1 protein-coding gene is annotated in these 19,835 nt (G+C 46.9%); it reads right to left on the bottom strand.

The window, feature by feature from the left end:
- Nucleotides 1–330: 330 nt before the first annotated feature.
- A complete protein-coding gene (locus tag VME0621_RS18670) occupies nucleotides 331–19,800 on the bottom strand; it encodes a tandem-95 repeat protein (protein WP_062460421.1) in 19,470 nt (6,489 codons plus the stop codon).
- Between the last annotated feature and the right edge of the window lie 35 nt (nucleotides 19,801–19,835).

The raw sequence follows: 19,835 nt of genomic DNA, 5'->3' as shown, positions 1-19,835 counted from the left end.
CCACGGAGAGCCTGAGATTTACGTCGTGATTTGTCGAGACAATAAATGTTACTTGAATTACCGTTAGTGGACGATAAAGCTTAGGAGGACATTTCTACTTTGCTCTATATCAAAGTGCGTATTATGTATATTATGTTAAATACTGTGTGCGTGAGCTTAAAATCCTTACCTTGAACAGCTCTACTAGCTCTACTTAGCCCAGATTTAACCATAATCGATATTTACCATAAAATACTTAATAATCACATTACTTAATCATAGATTAGTAATGTGATTATTAAGAAACAAAAAGCCCGTACAAGAGTTACTGCATGGGCTTTGTGCACTTTTCTAGAAGTTGTTGTCGTCGATGTCGTGCTGATTTCCTCCCGATGATTGGTCGTCATGGCCGAAGCTTCCAGAGTCATCAGTAAAGTCGACACCCGTATCGGTATTGTCGCCAGATGTCCAATCGCCGCTGCCGCCTGCATCTTGCAGACCTGAAGTGTCTGTTGGAGCTTGGCTACTCGCTTGCATTGCGTATTGATCATCAACTTCAATTGTTGTCGTTGCTGTGGCTCCTTCAATTGGAGTATCCAATTCATCAACACCTTGAAATGATATTGATGCTTCACCTTCAAAGGTATCACCTAGTGACATTGTCACAGGTTGCGATAAGTCGCCAGATACTGTGTAAGTACCATCACCATTATCAAGTGCACCGCTAACTGATGCGCCTTCTGGTATACCAGAGAGCTCAACCTGTTCTACACCTTCAGCTGACGTTACTTCATCTGGGATCGACAAGTTAACATCAGTGCCTGGTGCTGCGGTAACATCAGCACTTTCATCTTCAGTGTCGGTTCCATCTGTCGATGTTGCTTCGACTGTTTCTTGTACCGTTTCAGTATCTGGTGCAGCGGTTTCTGGCGCCGTGCTTGATGTAGATGTTGCTTCCGGCGTAGTTTCAACGTTCATTGTTGTTTCTAATGTTTGCTCTTCGCCTCCTGATTGCACGGTCGCTTCTAACGGGATGTCACCACTAAACTCTGGATCCGGCCAGAATGTCCATTGGTCATCACCGGACGGCACTAATGCACCTTCATCACCTGTGTAGTTGAGTTCAGACAAACTTGCATCGTCCGCAACATCAAGGTTTTGAAGAACTTGTTCGCCGTTGATGCCGATAGAGCCATCGTCGGATTGAGCTAATGGTTCAACTGTTCCAGCAGTTTGTTCATCAACCGTGATATTGAAGTGACTTTCAACTGAGTTTTCGCCATCACTAGCCACGAAGCCAATCTGTGCGCTACCAGTATAGCCTTCAGCTGGAGTGAATTGATAACCACCCTGCCCGTCAGACTCAATGAGACCTTCGCCTTCAAGCAGTGTGACGGATTCAATACTCATTTCACCCGTTTCAGAGCTTAAAGTACCCAACATGTCGCTATCGGTGAAGTTAAGTGGTTCACTTTCCTCAACGTTGGCAGAAGCAATAGACTCGATTTGTGGGCCATCGGTGATTTGCCCCTCATTCTCATGAACACCAATTGTGCTTTGTTCATCATGAAGAATGCCATCACGTTCTACCACATAAGCGAAGTCCACTTCCCCAGTGAAGCCATCGGCAGGACTAAAGGTCCATGTACCATCACCATTGTCAACCATCGTGCCTTGGTTAGGATCAACCAAGTGAACCATTTGGATAGCATCGTCATCATTAGCATCGATGTTTTGCGCCATACCAATCAAGTCCTCTTCAGTAAGAATGATTGGTTCGCCTAGCGTGGTATCAAAGTCGCCAGAAATCTCACTACCTTCTGGTTCTGGTAACGGCTCATCACCATAATCAACGGTAGTTGCGCTGACGGTCACGAAGAAGTTTCCAGAGAAATCTTCTGGTGGTGTTAACTGAAGATCATCTATGTTCCAGTTAGTGATACTTATCATTTGTCCAGGCTCGGTAATAATGACCGTATTCTCACCATCACTGACTTCAAACCCTACCGGGAAGCCAGTCATGACCAAGTTGCTGAGCATTTCTGAGTCATCAATTAGGTCAACGTTTAGTCCTAAGTGACCCGTTGAATCTTCAGAGAACACTAACGGACCATCGTGATCTGTGGTGATTACGGCACCATCCGCGACAGGACGTACAAATACTGGTACGTCGAGTGCAGTCTCAAACTCACCGTCAGATGCGACGACTTGTAGTCCAGAAGTTCCTGCAAAATCGCCTGTTGGTGTAAATGTCCAAGTACCGTCACCATTGTCATTTAGGTCACCTCCATCTTCTCCATCTGGCATGATAATGCGAGAAATTACCAAGTTCTCAGTATCAATGTCCCCAAACAGGTCAAGCATGTCGGATGAATCGAAGGTAAATGCCCCATCCTCGTTTGTTGTTAGGAAGGCATTGCCATCGTTAAATGGTGCATCATTCACCGGAATGACATCTACATTGAGCGAGCCTTCTGCTGTCGCTTCGCCATCTGAGATTTCGTAAGCTAATTCTACTAAGCCGTTAAAATCTTGTGATGTAACGAGGTGATACATGCCGTCTGGCTGTTGCTGCAGTTGCGCGTTCTGTGGCGACTTCACACTAATACTTTCTAGTGTTAGCTCGTCTCCATCTAAATCACTTGCTTGTGCCAAGATGTATTCAGGATCGATGACCATAATTTGGTCTTCTTCTCCCTGCATTTCTATTGCAGGTGCCTGAGGCTCATCATTAACTCCGGCTATGTCGATATTGCCTTGAACTGGTGTTAGTTCAGTACCATCATCAACGTTAAAGTTGAATGGCACGTCACCATTGAAGTTTTCTGTTGGTGTGAATGTCCACGTACCATCAGTGTTATCAACCAATGAACCGAATGACTCATCGATTGACAGATCTCTGGCTGTTAGGTCATCTCCATCAATGTCTTGCGCGTGTTTCAATAAGTCTTCTTGTGAGATGATGATGGCGTTATCTTCGATGCCTTCTAGGTCAACAGGATCCGATGTAGCTGCATCATTGACTGGATTCACGGTCAGATCAGCATTTGCAACGATTGTTTCTGTTCCATCAGAGATATCAAAGTTAAGATCGATGTCTCCGTTGAAGTTGGCATCTGGCGTAATGGTAAAGCTGCCATCACCATTGTCTGTTACTGTTGCGTTGTCTCCTGCAGTTAAGTTCGAAGCAGTTAGCGCATCACCGTCCACATCACCTGCTTGGGCTAGCAACTGCTCTTGAGTCAAGGTGATTGAACCATCTTCATCGACACTATAAGCGAGGTCACCTGATACTGGAGCATCATTGACCGCTATGACTTCAATTCCAGCCGTTGTACCAACGGTTGCTCCATCTTCATCAGCAACAACCACATCCAGCGCTACATCACCGTTGAAGTTTTCATTTGGTGCGAAGCTGTAAGTACCATCACCGTTATCTGTGAAGATACCGTCCGTGCCGGAGTAAGACACATCACTGACACTTACCTCGCCCTCCACATCAGAGCTGTTCGCTAGCAATTGGTCGTCCGAGATGGTGATGACCCCATCTTCATCGACTGAGTAAGTCGTTGAACCGGCCACTGGAATGTCATTGACAGACTCAACAGTCACATCAATGTTGGCTTCTGTGGTTGTTGTACCGTCGCTTACTGAGAAGCTTAGGTCTACTTCACCATTGAAGTTCTCATTTGGTGCGAAGGTATAAGTACCATCACCATTATCGGTGAACACCCCTTCGGTTCCTGAGTAACTCACATCCGCAACGGATAGATCATCCCCGTCAATATCTGATGCGCCGGCTAGAAGCTGTTCGTCCGTAAAGGTCAATGAACCGTCTTCTTGGATGGTGTAACCCACATCTTCTACGACTGCTGCATCGTTCACTGGGTTCACAGTGAGATCTGCATTGGCCATGATAGTGTCGGTACCATCAGAGATATCGAAGCTGAGGTCAATGTCGCCATTGAAGTCCGCATCTGGCGTGATGGTGAATGAGCCATCTTCATTGGCAGTGACTGTAGCATTATCGCCAGCGCTTAAGTTAGCGGCCGTCAGGTCATCACCATCGACATCACTTGCTTGCGATAGCAATTGCTCTTGAGTCAGAGTAATTGAGCCATCTTCGTCAACTGAGTAAGCTAAGTCACCTGATACTGGTGCATCGTTCACTGCGATAACGTCAATACCCGCGGTGGTGTCTGCGGTTGCACCGTCTTCATCTACAACGGTGACATCAAGCGATACGTTGCCATTGAAGTTTTCGTTCGGTGCGAAGCTGTAAGTACCGTCCCCATTATCAGTAAAGATACCGTCTGTGCCTGAGTACGACACATCCTCTACCGCAACTTCACCTTCAACATCCAAGCTGTTCGCTAGAAGTTGATCGTCTGAGATAGTAATGATGCCATCTTCATCGACGGAATATGTGGTTGAACCGGCAACAGGAATGTCGTTGACAGACTCAACCGTCACATCAATATTGGCTTCAGTGGTGGTCGTACCGTCACTCACTGAGAAGCTTAAGTCTACGTCACCATTGAAGTTCTCGTTTGGTGCGAAGGTATACGTACCGTCACCATTATCGGTGAACACCCCTTCTGTGCCCGAGTAGCTCACGTCAGCAACTGATAGGTCGTCGCCGTCAATATCTGACGCACCTTCTAGAAGTTGCTCATCAGTGAAGGTCAACGAACCGTCTTCTTGGATGGTGTAACCCACATCTTCCAAAACTGCTGCGTCATTCACTGGATTTACAGTGAGGTCAGCGTTCGCAACAATGGTGTCGGTGCCATCGGAGATTTCGAAGCTAAAGTCAATGTCACCATTGAAGTCCGCGTCAGGCTTAATGGTGAATGAACCATCTTCATTAGCAGTGACTGTAGCATTGTCACCTGCAGATAAGTTCGCAGCCGTGAGGTCATCACCTTCCACATCCGACGCTTGTGATAGTAATTGTTCTTGTGACAATGTCACACTACCATCTTCATCTACGCTGTATGCGAGGTCACCAGAGACTGGAGCATCGTTAATTGGAAGCACATCTACGTTAATGACCGTATCATCCGTGGCACCATCTTCATCTTGAATGGTAACGTTCAACTGAACTTCGCCATTGAAGTTTTCATTTGGCGCAAAGCTACAAGTGCCATCACCATTGACGGAGAAGATACCGTGTGGACCGTCATAGCTGATACCTACTAGAGATACATCGCCTTCGATATCAGATGCATTGGCAAGGACTTGAGACTCACTGAAGGTCAGTACGCTGTCTTCATCAATGGTGTAAGACGTTGGTCCTGCAATTGGTGGGTCGTTGACCTCGATAACGCTTAAACCAGCGCTTGTTTCTGCGGTTGCTCCATCTTCATCTGCTACAACTACATCAAAGCTAACTTCACCAGAGAAGTTCTCGTTTGGAGAGAAGGTATAGGTACCATCACCATTGTCAGAAAAGACACCATCAGTACCTGAGTAAGAGACATCCTGAACGGAAACATCACCCTCAACATCTGAACTGTTAGCCAATAACTGCTCGTCAGTTATGGTAATCGAGTTGTCTTCTTGTACTGAATAAGTCGTAGAACCTGCAACAGGAATGTCATTAACAGACTCAACCGTCACATCAATATTGGCTTCTGTCGTAGTCGTGCCATCGCTTACAGAGAAGCTTAGATCCACTTCTCCGTTGAAGTTCTCATTTGGTGCAAAGGTATAGGTGCCGTCACCATTGTCGGTGAACACCCCTTCGGTGCCTGAGTAACTTACATCAGCAACTGATAGGTCATCACCATCAATATCTGACGCACCCGCAAGAAGCTGCTCATCAGTGAAGGTCAATGAGCCATCCTCTTGGATGGTGTAACCCACATCTTCCACAACTGTAGCGTCATTCACTGGATTTACAGTGAGGTCAGCGTTTGCGACGATGGTGTCGGTGCCATCAGAGATGTCGAAGCTTAGATCAATGTCGCCATTGAAGTCCACATCAGGTGTGATGGTGAATGAACCATCGTCATTAGCCGTTACCGTAGCGTTATCACCTGCAGTTAGATTTGCTGCTTCAAGCTCATCGCCTTCAACATCGCTAGCTTGAGCTAGAAGTTGTTCTTGAGACAATGTAATAGAGCCGTCTTCATCGACGCTATAGGCCAAATCACCAGATACTGGTGCATCGTTGACTGCAATAACGTCAATGCTTGCCGTGGTATCCGCTGTCGCACCATCCTCATCGACAACAGTGACATCAAGACTGACATTGCCATTGAAGTTCTCATTTGGAGCGAAGCTGAACGTGCCATCACCGTTGTCGGTAAGTATGCCGTCTGTACCAGAGTAAGAGACATCTTCAACAGCCACCTCACCCTCTATATCCGAGCTATTAGCTAGCAGCTGGTCACTGGTAATGGTGATGATGTTGTCTTCGTCAACACTATAAGTCGTCGCTCCTGCAACCGGTAAGTCGTTCACTGAGATGACATCGATACCAGCCGTTGTATCCGCTGTCGCTCCCTCTTCATCGACAACCGTAACATTGAGGCTTACATCCCCATTGAAGTTCTCATTTGGTGAGAAGGTATAGGTGCCGTCACCATTGTCGGTGAACACACCATCAGTACCGGTATAGGTGACACTATCGACAGCAACATCACCTTCGACATCAGAGCTGTTGGCAAGCAACTGTGCGTCGCTGATGGTGATGCTGCCATCTTCATCGACACTATAGCTTGTTGCTCCGGCTACTGGAACATCGTTGATTGGCACCACTTGGACATCGATATTGGCCGAGACAGTATCCGTTCCATCACTTACGTCGTAGGTAAGATCAACGTTGCCATTGAAGTTTTCATTTGGCGCGAACGTGTAAGTACTATCTCCGTTGTCAGTAAAGACACCATCGGCTCCCTCATAGTTGACTGACTCGACAGTTAAATCGTCGCCGTCGATGTCAGTTGCGCCAGCGAGTAGCTGTTCGTCAGTAAAGGTTAGTGAGCCATCTTCATTAATGGTGTAGTCGTGGTCGTAAATGACAGACAAGTCATTTACAGCAGTCACAGTAACATCAAGTTCCGCTGGGGTAACGCCACCATTTCCATCGTCAACGTTGTAGCTGATTGAGAACTCACCGTTAAAGTTTTCTTCCGGCGTGATGGTATAGGTACCATCGCCATTGTCTGTGATGAGCGCGTTTTCAATAGCGATATCACCGATGCTCGGTTCATTAATGTCAGTTTCTTCGCCAGAGCCTGTTTCTTCGGTATCACCGGCTACGATTTCTGAGATATCAATGCCATTGTCGGCCGCAGCGGCTTCTTCGGACGTTGGTAGCTCAAAGTTAGTGACCGTGCTGACATCTTGGCTCGGCACTATCACGCCATCGACGATGTCAAATACATGCCAGTGATCGCCTTGCGGATTATCAGGTAAGTCTGGAGTGAATGATTGAATCAGCGTATCACCAACAAAGATTTGAACCTGAACTTCTTCAACACCATCTACGTCCCAACTACGACCACTGTAATTGTGAACTGAATAGTGCATGTTCATGTCTTCGTAGTTTGGAATAGTAATAGTTTCTGGTCCATTCCCATTTACGTCATCGACATCTTGGGTGACTCGGTCTCCACCTCCTTGGTTGTAACTCATATCCTGATAGTAGATATGATCAAGTTCTTGCCCTGAGTCTTGGTCGTATAACCACAGATGGTTATCAAGATCTCGAGGTTCATCGCCCCAAGTTACAACCACACGCATATCTGCATCATCTAGGACTTCAGATATTGCTGTGACGCCACCGTTGGTCTCTTCTCCCGCTGGTACTACAAAGCTAGTAGTAATTGAACCCTCTTGCTCAATTGTTACCGTACCTTCGTTGACAATCGAGCCACTGACCGAGTAATTACCAGAATCATCAGTTACGGTTGTGTAGCTGTTACCTGCTCCATCGGTCAGAGTGACCTCCGCACCTGAAACGGGGTTGCTGCTTTCAGCATCAAGAACCGTACCTGTCACTGTTGTATCATCGCCCTGCTCTCCGATGATGGCTGTCATGTCATCATCTTCAATGTCAGTAGCAAACTGCAATAGCTCCTCTTGAGTGATGGTATAAGAGCCATCTTCCTCAATCGTAATGGCTACATCAGCGGACACAATTGGCGCATCATTAACAGGATCTACTGTTAAGCCGAGGTTAGCTGCAATTGGAGTGTCACCATCACTGATGCTATAGGCCACATCGATGTAACCATTGAAGTTCTCATCTGGCGTGATGGAGAAAGTACCATCGCCATTGTCAATAATGGTTGCATTGTCAGCTACCAAGCTGTCTGCAGTTAGTGCATCCCCCTCGATATCAGCCGCATTGGCAAGCAATTGCTCTTGAGTAATCGTAATGGTGTTGTCTTCATCAACATTAGCGTAAACATCTGAAGTAGTTGGAAGATCGTTGACTGGATTGACCGATAGATCAGCATTAGCAACAATGGTTTCTGTGCCATCCGAGATATCAAAGCTTAGGTCGATGTTACCGTTAAAGTTGGCCTCTGGTGTTACCGTAAAGGTACCGTCACCATTATCAACCACGGTCGCGTTATCGCCAGCAGACAAGTTAGCAGCAGTGAGTTCATCACCATCCACATCTGTAGCCTGAGACAACAACTGCTCTTGGGTTAACGTAATCGAACCGTCTTCGTTGATGTTATATGCAAGATCACCTGATACAGGCGCATCATTGACTGCAATAACCTCGATACCGGCTGTGGTATCCGCTGTAGCGCCGTCTTCATCAGCGACCACAACATCTAATGAAACGTTGCCGTTGAAGTTTTCATTTGGTGCGAAGCTGTAGGTACCGTCACCATTGTCCGTGAAGATACCATCTGTGCCAGAGTAAGACACATCACTGACACTCACGTCCCCTTCAACATCAGAACTATTGGCAAGCAACTGATCATCTGAAATGGTAATCACGCCATCTTCATTCACGGAGTATGAGGTAGAGCCTGCTACGGGAATGTCATTAACAGATTCGACTGAGACATCAATGTTGGCCTCTGTTGTCGTTGTGCCATCGCTAACAGAGAACTTAAGATCAACATCACCGTTGAAGTTTTCGTTCGGAGCAAAGGTATACGTGCCGTCACCGTTATCGGTGAATACGCCATCAGTGCCTGTGTACGACACATCCGCAACAGAGAGGTCATCACCATCAATGTCTGATGCACCTGCCAGAAGTTGCTCGTCAGTAAATGTCAGTGAACCATCTTCTTGGATGGTGTAGCCAACATCTTCCACAACCGCGGCGTCGTTCACTGGGTTAACCGTTAGGTCGGCATTAGCCACTATAGTGTCGGTGCCGTCAGAGATATCGAAGCTTAAGTCAATGTCGCCATTGAAGTCTGCATCTGGTGTGATGGTGAATGAGCCATCTTCGTTGGCTGTAACTGCCGCGTTGTCACCCGCTGACAAGTTCGCTGCAGTAAGGTCATCACCCTCGACATCACTTGCTTGAGACAGTAGTTGCTCTTGCGTCAGCGTAATCGAACCATCTTCATCAACAGAGTAAGCTAAGTCACCTGAGACTGGTGCGTCATTAACCGCAATGACATCGATACCCGCAGTGGTACCCGCTGTTGCGCCATCTTCATCAACAATGGTTACATCAAGCGATACATTGCCGTTGAAGTTTTCATTTGGTGCGAAGCTGTAAGTGCCGTCGCCGTTGTCCGTGAAGATACCGTCAGTGCCTGAGTACGAAACATCATCAACGGCCACTTCGCCCTCAATGTCAGAGCTGTTGGCGAGAAGCTGTTCGTCTGAGATGGTAATAATGCCATCTTCATCTACTGAGTATGTAGTAGAGCCAGCAACAGGAATGTCATTGACCGACTCAACCGTCACGTCAATATCCGCTTCAGTGGTGGTCGTGCCATCACTGACAGAGAAGCTTAAATCAACTTCACCATTGAAGTTCTCGTTTGGTGCGAAGGTATAGGTACCATCACCGTTGTCAGTGAACACACCTTCTGTGCCCGAGTAGCTGACATCAGCAACAGACAAATCGTCGCCATCAATATCTGACGCGCCAGCGAGTAGCTGTTCATCCGTAAAGGTCAACGAGCCGTCTTCTTGGATGGTGTAGCCAACATCTTCCACAACCGCTGCGTCATTTACTGGGTTCACTGTAAGGTCAGCGTTCGCAACAATGGTGTCGGTACCATCGGAGATATCGAAGCTTAAATCAATGTCGCCATTAAAATCAGCATCTGGAGTAATGGTGAATGAGCCATCTTCGTTGGCAGTCACTGTCGCATTATCGCCTGCGCTTAAGTTAGCCGCAGTCAAATCATCGCCGTCTACATCTGAAGCTTGAGACAGCAGTTGTTCTTGAGTCAGTGTGATAGAACCATCTTCGTCAACGCTGTACGCCAAGTCACCAGAGACTGGTGCATCATTCATTGCAATGACTTCTACGCCTGCAGTTGTCTCTGCTGTCGCACCTTGTTCATCCACAACAGTAACGTCAATCGAGACCTCACCGTTGAAGTTTTCATTTGGCGCGAAGCTATATGTGCCATCACCATTGTCGGTAAAGATACCGTCTGTACCTGAGTACGAAACGTCAGAGACCGCGACATCACCTTCGACATCCGAGCTGTTGGCGAGCAACTGCTCGTTGGTGAACGTAAGAATGTTATCTTCGTCAACACTATAAGTTGTTGAACCAGCGACTGGTAAGTCATTGACTTCAGTTACTGTGATATCAATATTCGCTGGGGTGATTTCCGTGCCATCAGATACTTCAAACAAGAGATCAACTTCACCACTAAAGTTCTCGTTTGGAGCAAAGGTATAAGTACCATCACCGTTATCTGTAAATACCCCTTCTGCGCCATTGTATGTGACGGATTCAACGCTGAGGTCATCACCATCTACATCGGTAGCATTGGCGAGCAACTGCTCGTCAGTAAAGGTGAGCGAGCCATCTTCTTCCATGGTGTAAGCCACATCTTCAACAATCGCCGCTGCATCGTTAACTGGATTAACAGTCAAGTCGATATTAGCAACGGTTGAGTCTGTACCATCAGTGACAGAGAACGTTAGGTCGATATCACCATAGAAATCCGCTTCTGGCGTGATAGTGAATGAACCGTCATCATTGGCAACAACGGTAGCATTGTTTGCTGCAGTCACATCTAGAGCAGTAAGGTCATCTCCTTCAACGTCACTTGCTTGAGACAATAGCTGATCTTGGGTAAGCGTAATCGAGCCGTCTTCATTGACGCTGTATGCTAAATCACCAGAGACTGGCACATCATTAACAGCGATGACGTCGATGCCAGCTGTTGTTTCGGCCGTTGCACCATCTTCATCTACTACGGTTACATCAAGCGATACATTGCCGTTGAAGTTTTCATTTGGTGCGAAACTGTATGTACCATCACCGTTATCAGTGAAGATACCGTCTGTGCCTGAATAAGAGACATCGTCAACCGCGACCTCACTTTCAACATCTGAGCTGTTCGCAAGAAGTTGATCATCTGAGATTGTGATGATGCCATCTTCATCAACCGAGTACGCAGTTGAACCTGCAACTGGAATATCGTTGACAGACTCTACGGTAACATCGACGTTCGCTTCAGTCGTGGTGGTTCCATCGCTTACTGAGAAGCTCAAATCCACTTCACCATTGAAGTTCTCATTTGGCGCGAAAGTATAAGTGCCGTTACCATTATCGGTAAACACGCCTTCCGTGCCTGAGTAACTCACATTGGCGACAGACAAGTCATCGCCATCAATGTCTGAGGCGCCGGCTAATAGCTGCTCATCAGTAAAGGTTAATGAACCATCTTCTTGAATGGTATAGCCGACATCTTCAACCACTGCCGCGTCGTTCACAGGATTAACGGTTAAGTCTAGATTTGTCGATACGATCTGGTCGCCATCACTGACATCGAAGCTGAAGTTTACATCACCATTGAAGTCTGCGTCAGGCGTGATAGTGAATGTCCCATCGCCATTATCTACAACAGTGACGTTTTCATCTTCAGTACTCAAGTTAAGTGCAGTTAGTGCATCGCCATCGAGGTCGGTGGCGTTCGCCAGTAGCTGCTCTTGAGTAATGGTGATTGAGCCATCTTCGTCGACTTGTGCAGAGACTGAGTCTGATTCAGGCGCGTGGTCAACTTCAAAGTTAACGACTTGAATCGTACTCGCTTCATCGTCGTTAGAAAGCTCTGTTGCGGTCGCTTTGATCTCTAACGCAGTGGAGCCAGTGTAGTCCTCAGGGAAGGTAATTTCGATGTTTTGATCAATGACCAGCGTTGGAAGCACGGCTGTGCCATCTTCACCAACAACGATCTCACCTTGTAAGATTTGGCTGTTGGTTTCACCGACGTCTACAGTAAACGTGAAATCATCATAATCACGATCTCCGCCTCCGTAGAGATCTTCGATACCGTAAACTATCTCGCCATCATCATTTAGTGTTGTTCTGGTATGCTCTATTCCATCTTGATTCAGATTAGTATTCGTACCGCCGTGGAATACTGAGTCTCCAAATTGACTTTGTATGACAGTTTCATTGCCATCTGGGTCAATATGAACCAGTTGCGGGTCAACAGAATCAATGGTAGCCGGATTTCCGTCTGCATCACGGAACATAAAGGTTCCATCTTGCATCGAATCGAAGTCATTACGATTGAAGCCATTCGGAATAACGAACAGGTTGAAGCTTTCACCTTCTTCGACTTCAAATGTGATTGACGATTGGCCAGGAATCAAGTCGCCACCGGAACCAACTTGGGATGCGTTCTCAAACCCAATGTTTACATCGGTAATATTGCCATCTTCATCGACCGTGTAGTAACCCGCCGTATTTTGGAATCCAGCGCCTTCACCTTCGAAAGTGACAGTAATATCCGTGGTTTCATAACTGGTAATACCGCCAGCTTGCTCGTCGAGTACTCCTTCGTTGTCATAGCGAATCACAGTACCTTCTGGTAATCCACCTACTTCCAGCGTTAGTGTCTCAGACAAGTCTTGGTCTACAAGCGCTGCACCGATGTTTAGTTCGGTGGTGCTACCAGGCTCGACAACAATAGCCTCATCTGTGACGGCGTCACCATCACCAGTGGTCACTTCTAAGTCTGGTGCATCGGCAACCGCTTCGACACTCACACCGATAGTTTGGGCGACTTCAGCTTCACCATCTGAAACGGTAAAGCCAATATCTAGATTGCCGCTAAAGTGCTCTTCCGGCGTAAAGGTGTATGTGCCATCTCCATTATCGACGAGAGATCCTTCATCACCGCTGTAACTCACATCGGTAATACTCAGCTCATCACCTTCGACGTCCGTCGCTTGGGCAAGAAGCTGCTCTTCCGTGAAGACGAATGTATTGTCTTCCTGAATTTCAACGTTAAGCGGAGCAACGTCTGGTGCGTCATTGACTGGATTAACCGTCAGTGTAAGCTCGCTGCTTGTATCTAGCTCACCGTCAGAGACGTTGTAGCTAAACACGATATCGCCATTGAAATCTTGTGACGGCGTAACACTAAACGTACCATCGCCGTTATTGACGATCGTTGCGTTCGGGTCGTTAGTCTCAAGGTTTTCTGCAACTAAGAAGTCACCATCTCTGTCAGTCGCATTCTCAAGAAGCATATCTTGTGTAACCAAGATAACGCCATCTTCATCCATTTCCGCGACGACTGGCTCAGCTTCAGGCGCATCATTAACAAATTGAACTTTCAACGCGATGTCTGCGGTAACCGTATCGGTACCGTCACTAACATCAAACGTAAGACCTGCACTACCACTATAATCAGGCGCTGGCGTTAAGGTATAAGTACCATCACCATTATCTGTTACCGATACATTTGGGTCATCAGAGTTAACGTTGACGACGGTTAGATCATCACCCTCAACGTCTGTTGCTTGGGCAAGCAATTCTTCTGCTGTGACAATAATCGATTCATCTTCCAAGACATTGAATGATAAATCGGGTACATCAGGTGCATCGTTTACAGGCGTTACGGTTAAGTCTAACTCGGTACCTACCGTAGCGATTCCGTCTGTAACATCATAAGTGAAGTCGATATCGCCATAGAAGTCTTCACTTGGGGTGATAGTGAAACTACCATCCTCATTTTGAACAATGGTGGCGTTCTCGTCATTCGTGCTTAGGTTAACTGCGGTGAGATCATCTCCATCAAGGTCACTCGCATTAGCAAGGAGTTCTTCTTGAGTTATGGTGATGGTGCCATCTTCTTCTACCGTAGCTGATAGTGGGCCTGTTACTTCTGGACCAACGTTGGAGTCAACGACATCAATATTCAGTGAGCTTGGCGCCGATGCTTGGCCATCACTGATATCAAACGACAATGAGACATTGCCAGTAAAGCCTTCAGATGGTGTGAAGCTGAAGGTATTGTCGCCATTATCAACCAGTGTGCCGTCCAATTGATTGGTTAGGACAAGGTTCTCAACATGTAGGATGTCTCCATCAACATCAGTCGCACCGCTTAACAAGCTCGATGTACTAATTGTGATGGTGCCATCGTTCAACATATCTAAATTCAGCGGAGCACCAGGAACAGGAACGTCGTTCACTGGAATCACTGCTAAATCAATTTGGTTCATAGTGACGTCCTCACCATCACTCACACCAAAGCTGAGATCCACATCGCCATTGAAATTTTCATTTGGAACGAATGTGTAAGTACCATCTCCGTTATCGGATAACTCACCACTATCCCCGTTGTAGCTAACGTTGTAGATGCTTAACTCATCACCTTCGATATCTGAAGCATTCGCAAGCAGATCTTCATCGGTAAATGTGATGGAGTTGTCTTCTTCGGTACTTAGGATAACTGGGCCTGATACCACTGGCGCATCGTTTACTTCTGCGAAGTTGATGTGGATAGTATTATCGTCAACCAACTCGCCGTCGGTGACTTGATACGTTAGGTCAATATCACCAGAGAAGTTCTCGTTTGGTGTAACTGTCCAAGTGCCATCACCATTGTCGGTTAAGGTTGCATTGTCATCTTCGAGAGCTAAATTGATGATATCGAGCTCATCACTGTCGATATCGCTAGCTTGTGCCAATAACTGTTCTTCGGTAATGACAATAGAAGCGAAGCCATCTGCTCCTTCTTCTACCGTAGTTACGGCTGGTAGGTCGGCTGTTAGATCGATCTCTTGATCGCCCTCACGAACATTCAAACCAATAGTTTCCGTAACTTCAGTACCGTCTATACCGATAGATGTAAATACCACATCGTCAGGTAGTGTCTGAGAAACAGACATGTTTTGAACGACGTAAGTACCGTTACCTTGAATAGTGCCAAGTTCGAAACGAGCCACAGGTTCATCAGTCGTTAGCGTATATTCGTGCTCATAGCTATTACGATCATCTTTGTGGTAAGTTTCTGAATCTATGAGATTTCCATCCGTATCAAACGCGCGGATCTCGACCTCAGTGAAGTGTCTAGACTCTTCCATAAACCAGCCACCTAGACCATCTAGATTGAAGCTGATTTCGTTTATATCCTGACCTTCTACCGTAACGACAAGTTGCTCATCACCACTTAGGCCTTGCCTGTCGGTATCCCCAATACCATGACCGATATGGGTATTGCCATTCCAAGCGCCAAGCGGACCATCAGTACTTTGTGTGGTAACGGTTAAGTCACCATCGGTAAATTGGCGAGTATGAGAATCAACTTCATCACCCCAGTCGCTGACTTTAGCGTTGTCATCGAAGGTACCGAGTTGCGTCGTTGACGTAGAATCAGTTACCGCAGTCTCATCTGGAACAAAGCGAATCTCAGTGTCTGGAGAAACTTCTTGGCCAACTTCCAGAGTAACCCACTCATCTTCAATGTTTGCTTGAACAATACCGAATTCAGGTTGTTGGTCGAGACGAATCGCTGGCTCTTCACGCATACTTACGCCAACGGTTTGATCTTCTTCCGCTTGAATGTAAATTTCATCCCCAGCATCAGGTGCGTCATTCACTGGATTGACCGTAAGATCTAACGTCGTTACAACATTCTCTTCACCATCAGAAACGGTGTAAGTGAAGTCTAACTCACCATTGAAGTTTTCCTCTGGGGTGATAGTGAACGAGCCATCCTCGTTCTGAACGATTTCTGCCTCAGTACCAAACAATTGCAGATCACTGGCAACTAGATCGTCGCCGTCGATATCTGACGCATTCGCCAACAATTGTTCTTGAGTGATGGTGATACTGTTATCTTCATCTACCTGAGCGACAATGCCCGATACTTCAGGAGCATCGTTGACTGGGTTAACGGTTAAACCACCCGTTGCAACAATAGTCTCTGTACCATCTGAGATATCGAAGTTGAGATCAATTTCTCCATTGAAGTTAGCATCTGGAGTAATGGTAAAGGTACCATCACCATTATCTATTACCGTAGCATCTTCACTCACACTTAGATTGGACGCCGTTAAAGCGTCTCCATCTACATCTGAGGCTTGAGCAAGAAGCTGTTCTTGGTTTAGCGTGATTGAGCCGTCTTCGTCAACCGAGTACGCGACGGTACCAGAGACCGGTGCATCATTTACGGCAATAACGTCTATGCCTGCCGTTGTTTCAGCGGTTGCGCCGTCCTCATCGACAACTGTGACATCTAACGATACGTTTCCGTTGAAGTTTTCGTTTGGCGCGAAGCTGTAAGTACCGTCACCGTTGTCAGTGAAGATACCGTCTGTGCCTGAGTAAGACACATCATCAACCGCGACTTCGCCTTCCACATCTGAGCTGTTCGCTAGAAGCTGAACATCGGAGATAGTGATAATGCCATCTTCATCGACTGAGTATGTGGTTGAACCGGCTACTGGAATGTCATTGACGGACTCAACAGTCACATCAATGTTGGCTTCTGTGGTTGTTGTACCGTCGCTTACTGAGAAGCTCAAATCCACGTCACCATTAAAGTTTTCATTTGGCGCGAAGGTATAAGTACCATCACCGTTGTCGGTAAACACACCTTCTGTTCCTGAGTAGCTCACGTTGGCAACAGACAGATCATCCCCGTCAATATCTGATGCGCCAGCTAGAAGCTGTTCATCCGTGAAGGTTAACGAACCATCTTCTTGGATGGTGTAATCCACATCTTCTACAACCGCAGCGTCATTCACTGGATTGACCGTGAGGTCTGCATTCGCGACGATGGTGTCTGTGCCATCTGAGATGTCGAAGCTGAGGTCAATGTCGCCATTGAAGTCTGCATCTGGCGTGATGGTGAATGAGCCATCTTCATTTGCAGTTACCGTTGCATTGTCACCTGCGCTTAGGTTAGCCGCAGTGAGATCATCACCGTCCACATCACTTGCTTGAGACAGAAGTTGCTCTTGTGACAATGTCACACTGCCATCTTCATCTACGCTGTATGCGAGGTCACCAGAGACTGGTGCATCGTTAATTGGAAGCACATCTACGTTAATGACCGTATCAACAGTGGCGCCACCTTCATCTTGAATGGTGACGTTCAACTGAACTTCGCCATTGAAGTTTTCATTTGGAGCAAAGCTACAGGTACCATCACCATTGACGGAGAAGATACCGTGCGGTCCATCGTAGCTGATACCCACTAGCGATACATCGCCTTCTATGTCAGATGCATTGGCAAGGACTTGAGATTCACTGAATGTCAGTACGCTGTCTTCATCAATGGTGTAAGACGTTGGTCCTGCAATTGGTGGGTCGTTGACCTCGATAACGGTTAAACCAGCACTTATCTCTGCGGTTGCTCCGTCTTCATCTGCCACAACCACATCGAAACTAACTTCACCCGAGAAGTTCTCGTTTGGCGAGAAAGTATAGGTACCATCACCGTTGTCAGCAAAGACACCATCAGTACCTGAGTAAGAGACATCCTGAACTGAAAGATCACCCTCAACATCTGAACTGTTAGCCAATAACTGCTCGTCAGTTATGGTAATTGAGTTGTCTTCTTGTACAGAATAAGTCGTAGAACCTGCAACAGGAATGTCATTAACAGACTCTACAGTGACATCAATATTGGCTTCTGTGGTGGTCGTGCCATCGCTCACTGAGAAGCTTAGGTCCACTTCACCATTAAAGTTCTCGTTTGGCGCGAAGGTATAGGTGCCGTCACCGTTATCTGTGAACACACCTTCGGTGCCTGAGTAGCTCACATCAGCAACTGACAGGTCGTCTCCATCAATATCTGACGCACCCACTAGAAGCTGCTCATCCGTGAAGGTTAACGAACCATCTTCTTGGATGGTGTAACCCACGTCTTCTACAACCGCAGCGTCATTCACTGGATTGACCGTGAGGTCAGCGTTTGCAACGATGGTGTCGGTACCATCAGAGATATCGAAGCTAAGGTCAATATCACCATTGAAGTCCACGTCTGGCGTAATGGTGAATGAACCATCTTCATTAGCAGTGACGGTTGCGTTATCGCCCGCGCTTAAGTTAGCGGCAGTCAGATCATCTCCATCTACATCTGATGCTTGAGACAATAGTTGGTCTTGAGTCAGAGTAATTGAACCATCTTCGTCAACTGAGTAAGCCAGGTCACCTGAGACTGGTGCGTCGTTCACTGCAATGACATCAATACCTGCTGTAGTTTCAGCTGTTGCTCCCTCTTCATCCACTACAACGACATCTAGGCTGACATTACCGTTGAAGTTTTCGTTTGGAGCGAAGCTGTAAGTACCATCACCATTATCGGTGAAGATGCCATCGGTACCAGAGTAAGAGACGTCGCTGACGGAAACGTCTCCTTCAACATCGCTTGAATTAGCTAACAACTGGTCATCGCTAATTGTGATAATGCCATCTTCGTTAACTGAGTAAGTCGTTGATCCCGCGACAGGTAGATCGTTAACGGCTTCGACAGTTACATCAATATTGGCTTCAATAGTTGTAGTTCCATCGCTGACAGAGAAACTTAAATCCACTTCACCATTGAAGTGTTCATTTGGAGAAAAAGTATAGGTACCATCACCGTTATCGGTAAACACACCATCAGTACCAGTGTAACTGACATCGGCTACCGTAAGATCATCGCCGTCGACATCGCTTGCGCCTGCTAATAATTGGGCGTCAGTAAACGTTAGAGAGCCATCCTCTTGTATTGTATAAGCAACATCCTCAACTTCGGCTTCATCGTTTACATCTTCGACTTGAATTTCGAACGTTTGTTCTGTTGTTTCCGAGTCAAAGTCGTCATCCAATCGTTCTTGATCTAGATTGGCTTGCTCGTCTTCATCAAGAACGTTAACCTCGAACGTTTCGCTATCAGTTTGCGTATCAAAATCATCCCCTTCGCCAGCATCTTCAGCAGGTGAAGCGGCAGCGGCTTGTGGTGCGCTAGAAGCTTGTTGAGTTTGCCCTTCAGCATCACTACCGCCATCGGAACCTTCTGAGCTTTGTCCACCCACACTTTGCGCACCAGCACCTGCTCCACCAGCACCACCAGATCCTGCATCAGCAGAAGCGCCACTATCGGTCATCTGACTATCGACCACTCCTGACTGAGTGCCTTCCGAAGAGGCGGCTTCACTATCTACAGGCTGGGCAGATTGCGCACCACCGGTATCATCGCCTTCGCTTGACGCACCCGCTCCACTAGGGTCGTCTTGCATTGCCTGGTTAGCATCGTCTGCGGCATCAGCAGCATCGGCCCCAGTAGCTATCGTAGTTGCAATTGTGTTTTGTTGGTTCTGCTGTGCCTGCTGCTGTTCCGTACCATCATTACCAGTTTCTACTTGTTCGACCGCATCATTGAGAGGGTTGTTTTCGTTGTTGTCAGCCATGTTGCCTCCGTCGCGTTGTCAGCTTTTAAAATCAG

It is taken from the genome of Vibrio mediterranei (genome assembly GCF_900088415.1).
Taxonomy (GTDB): domain Bacteria; phylum Pseudomonadota; class Gammaproteobacteria; order Enterobacterales; family Vibrionaceae; genus Vibrio; species Vibrio mediterranei.
Note: the sequence above shows the minus strand (reverse complement) of the source record. Positions and strands in the feature narration are given on the sequence as shown.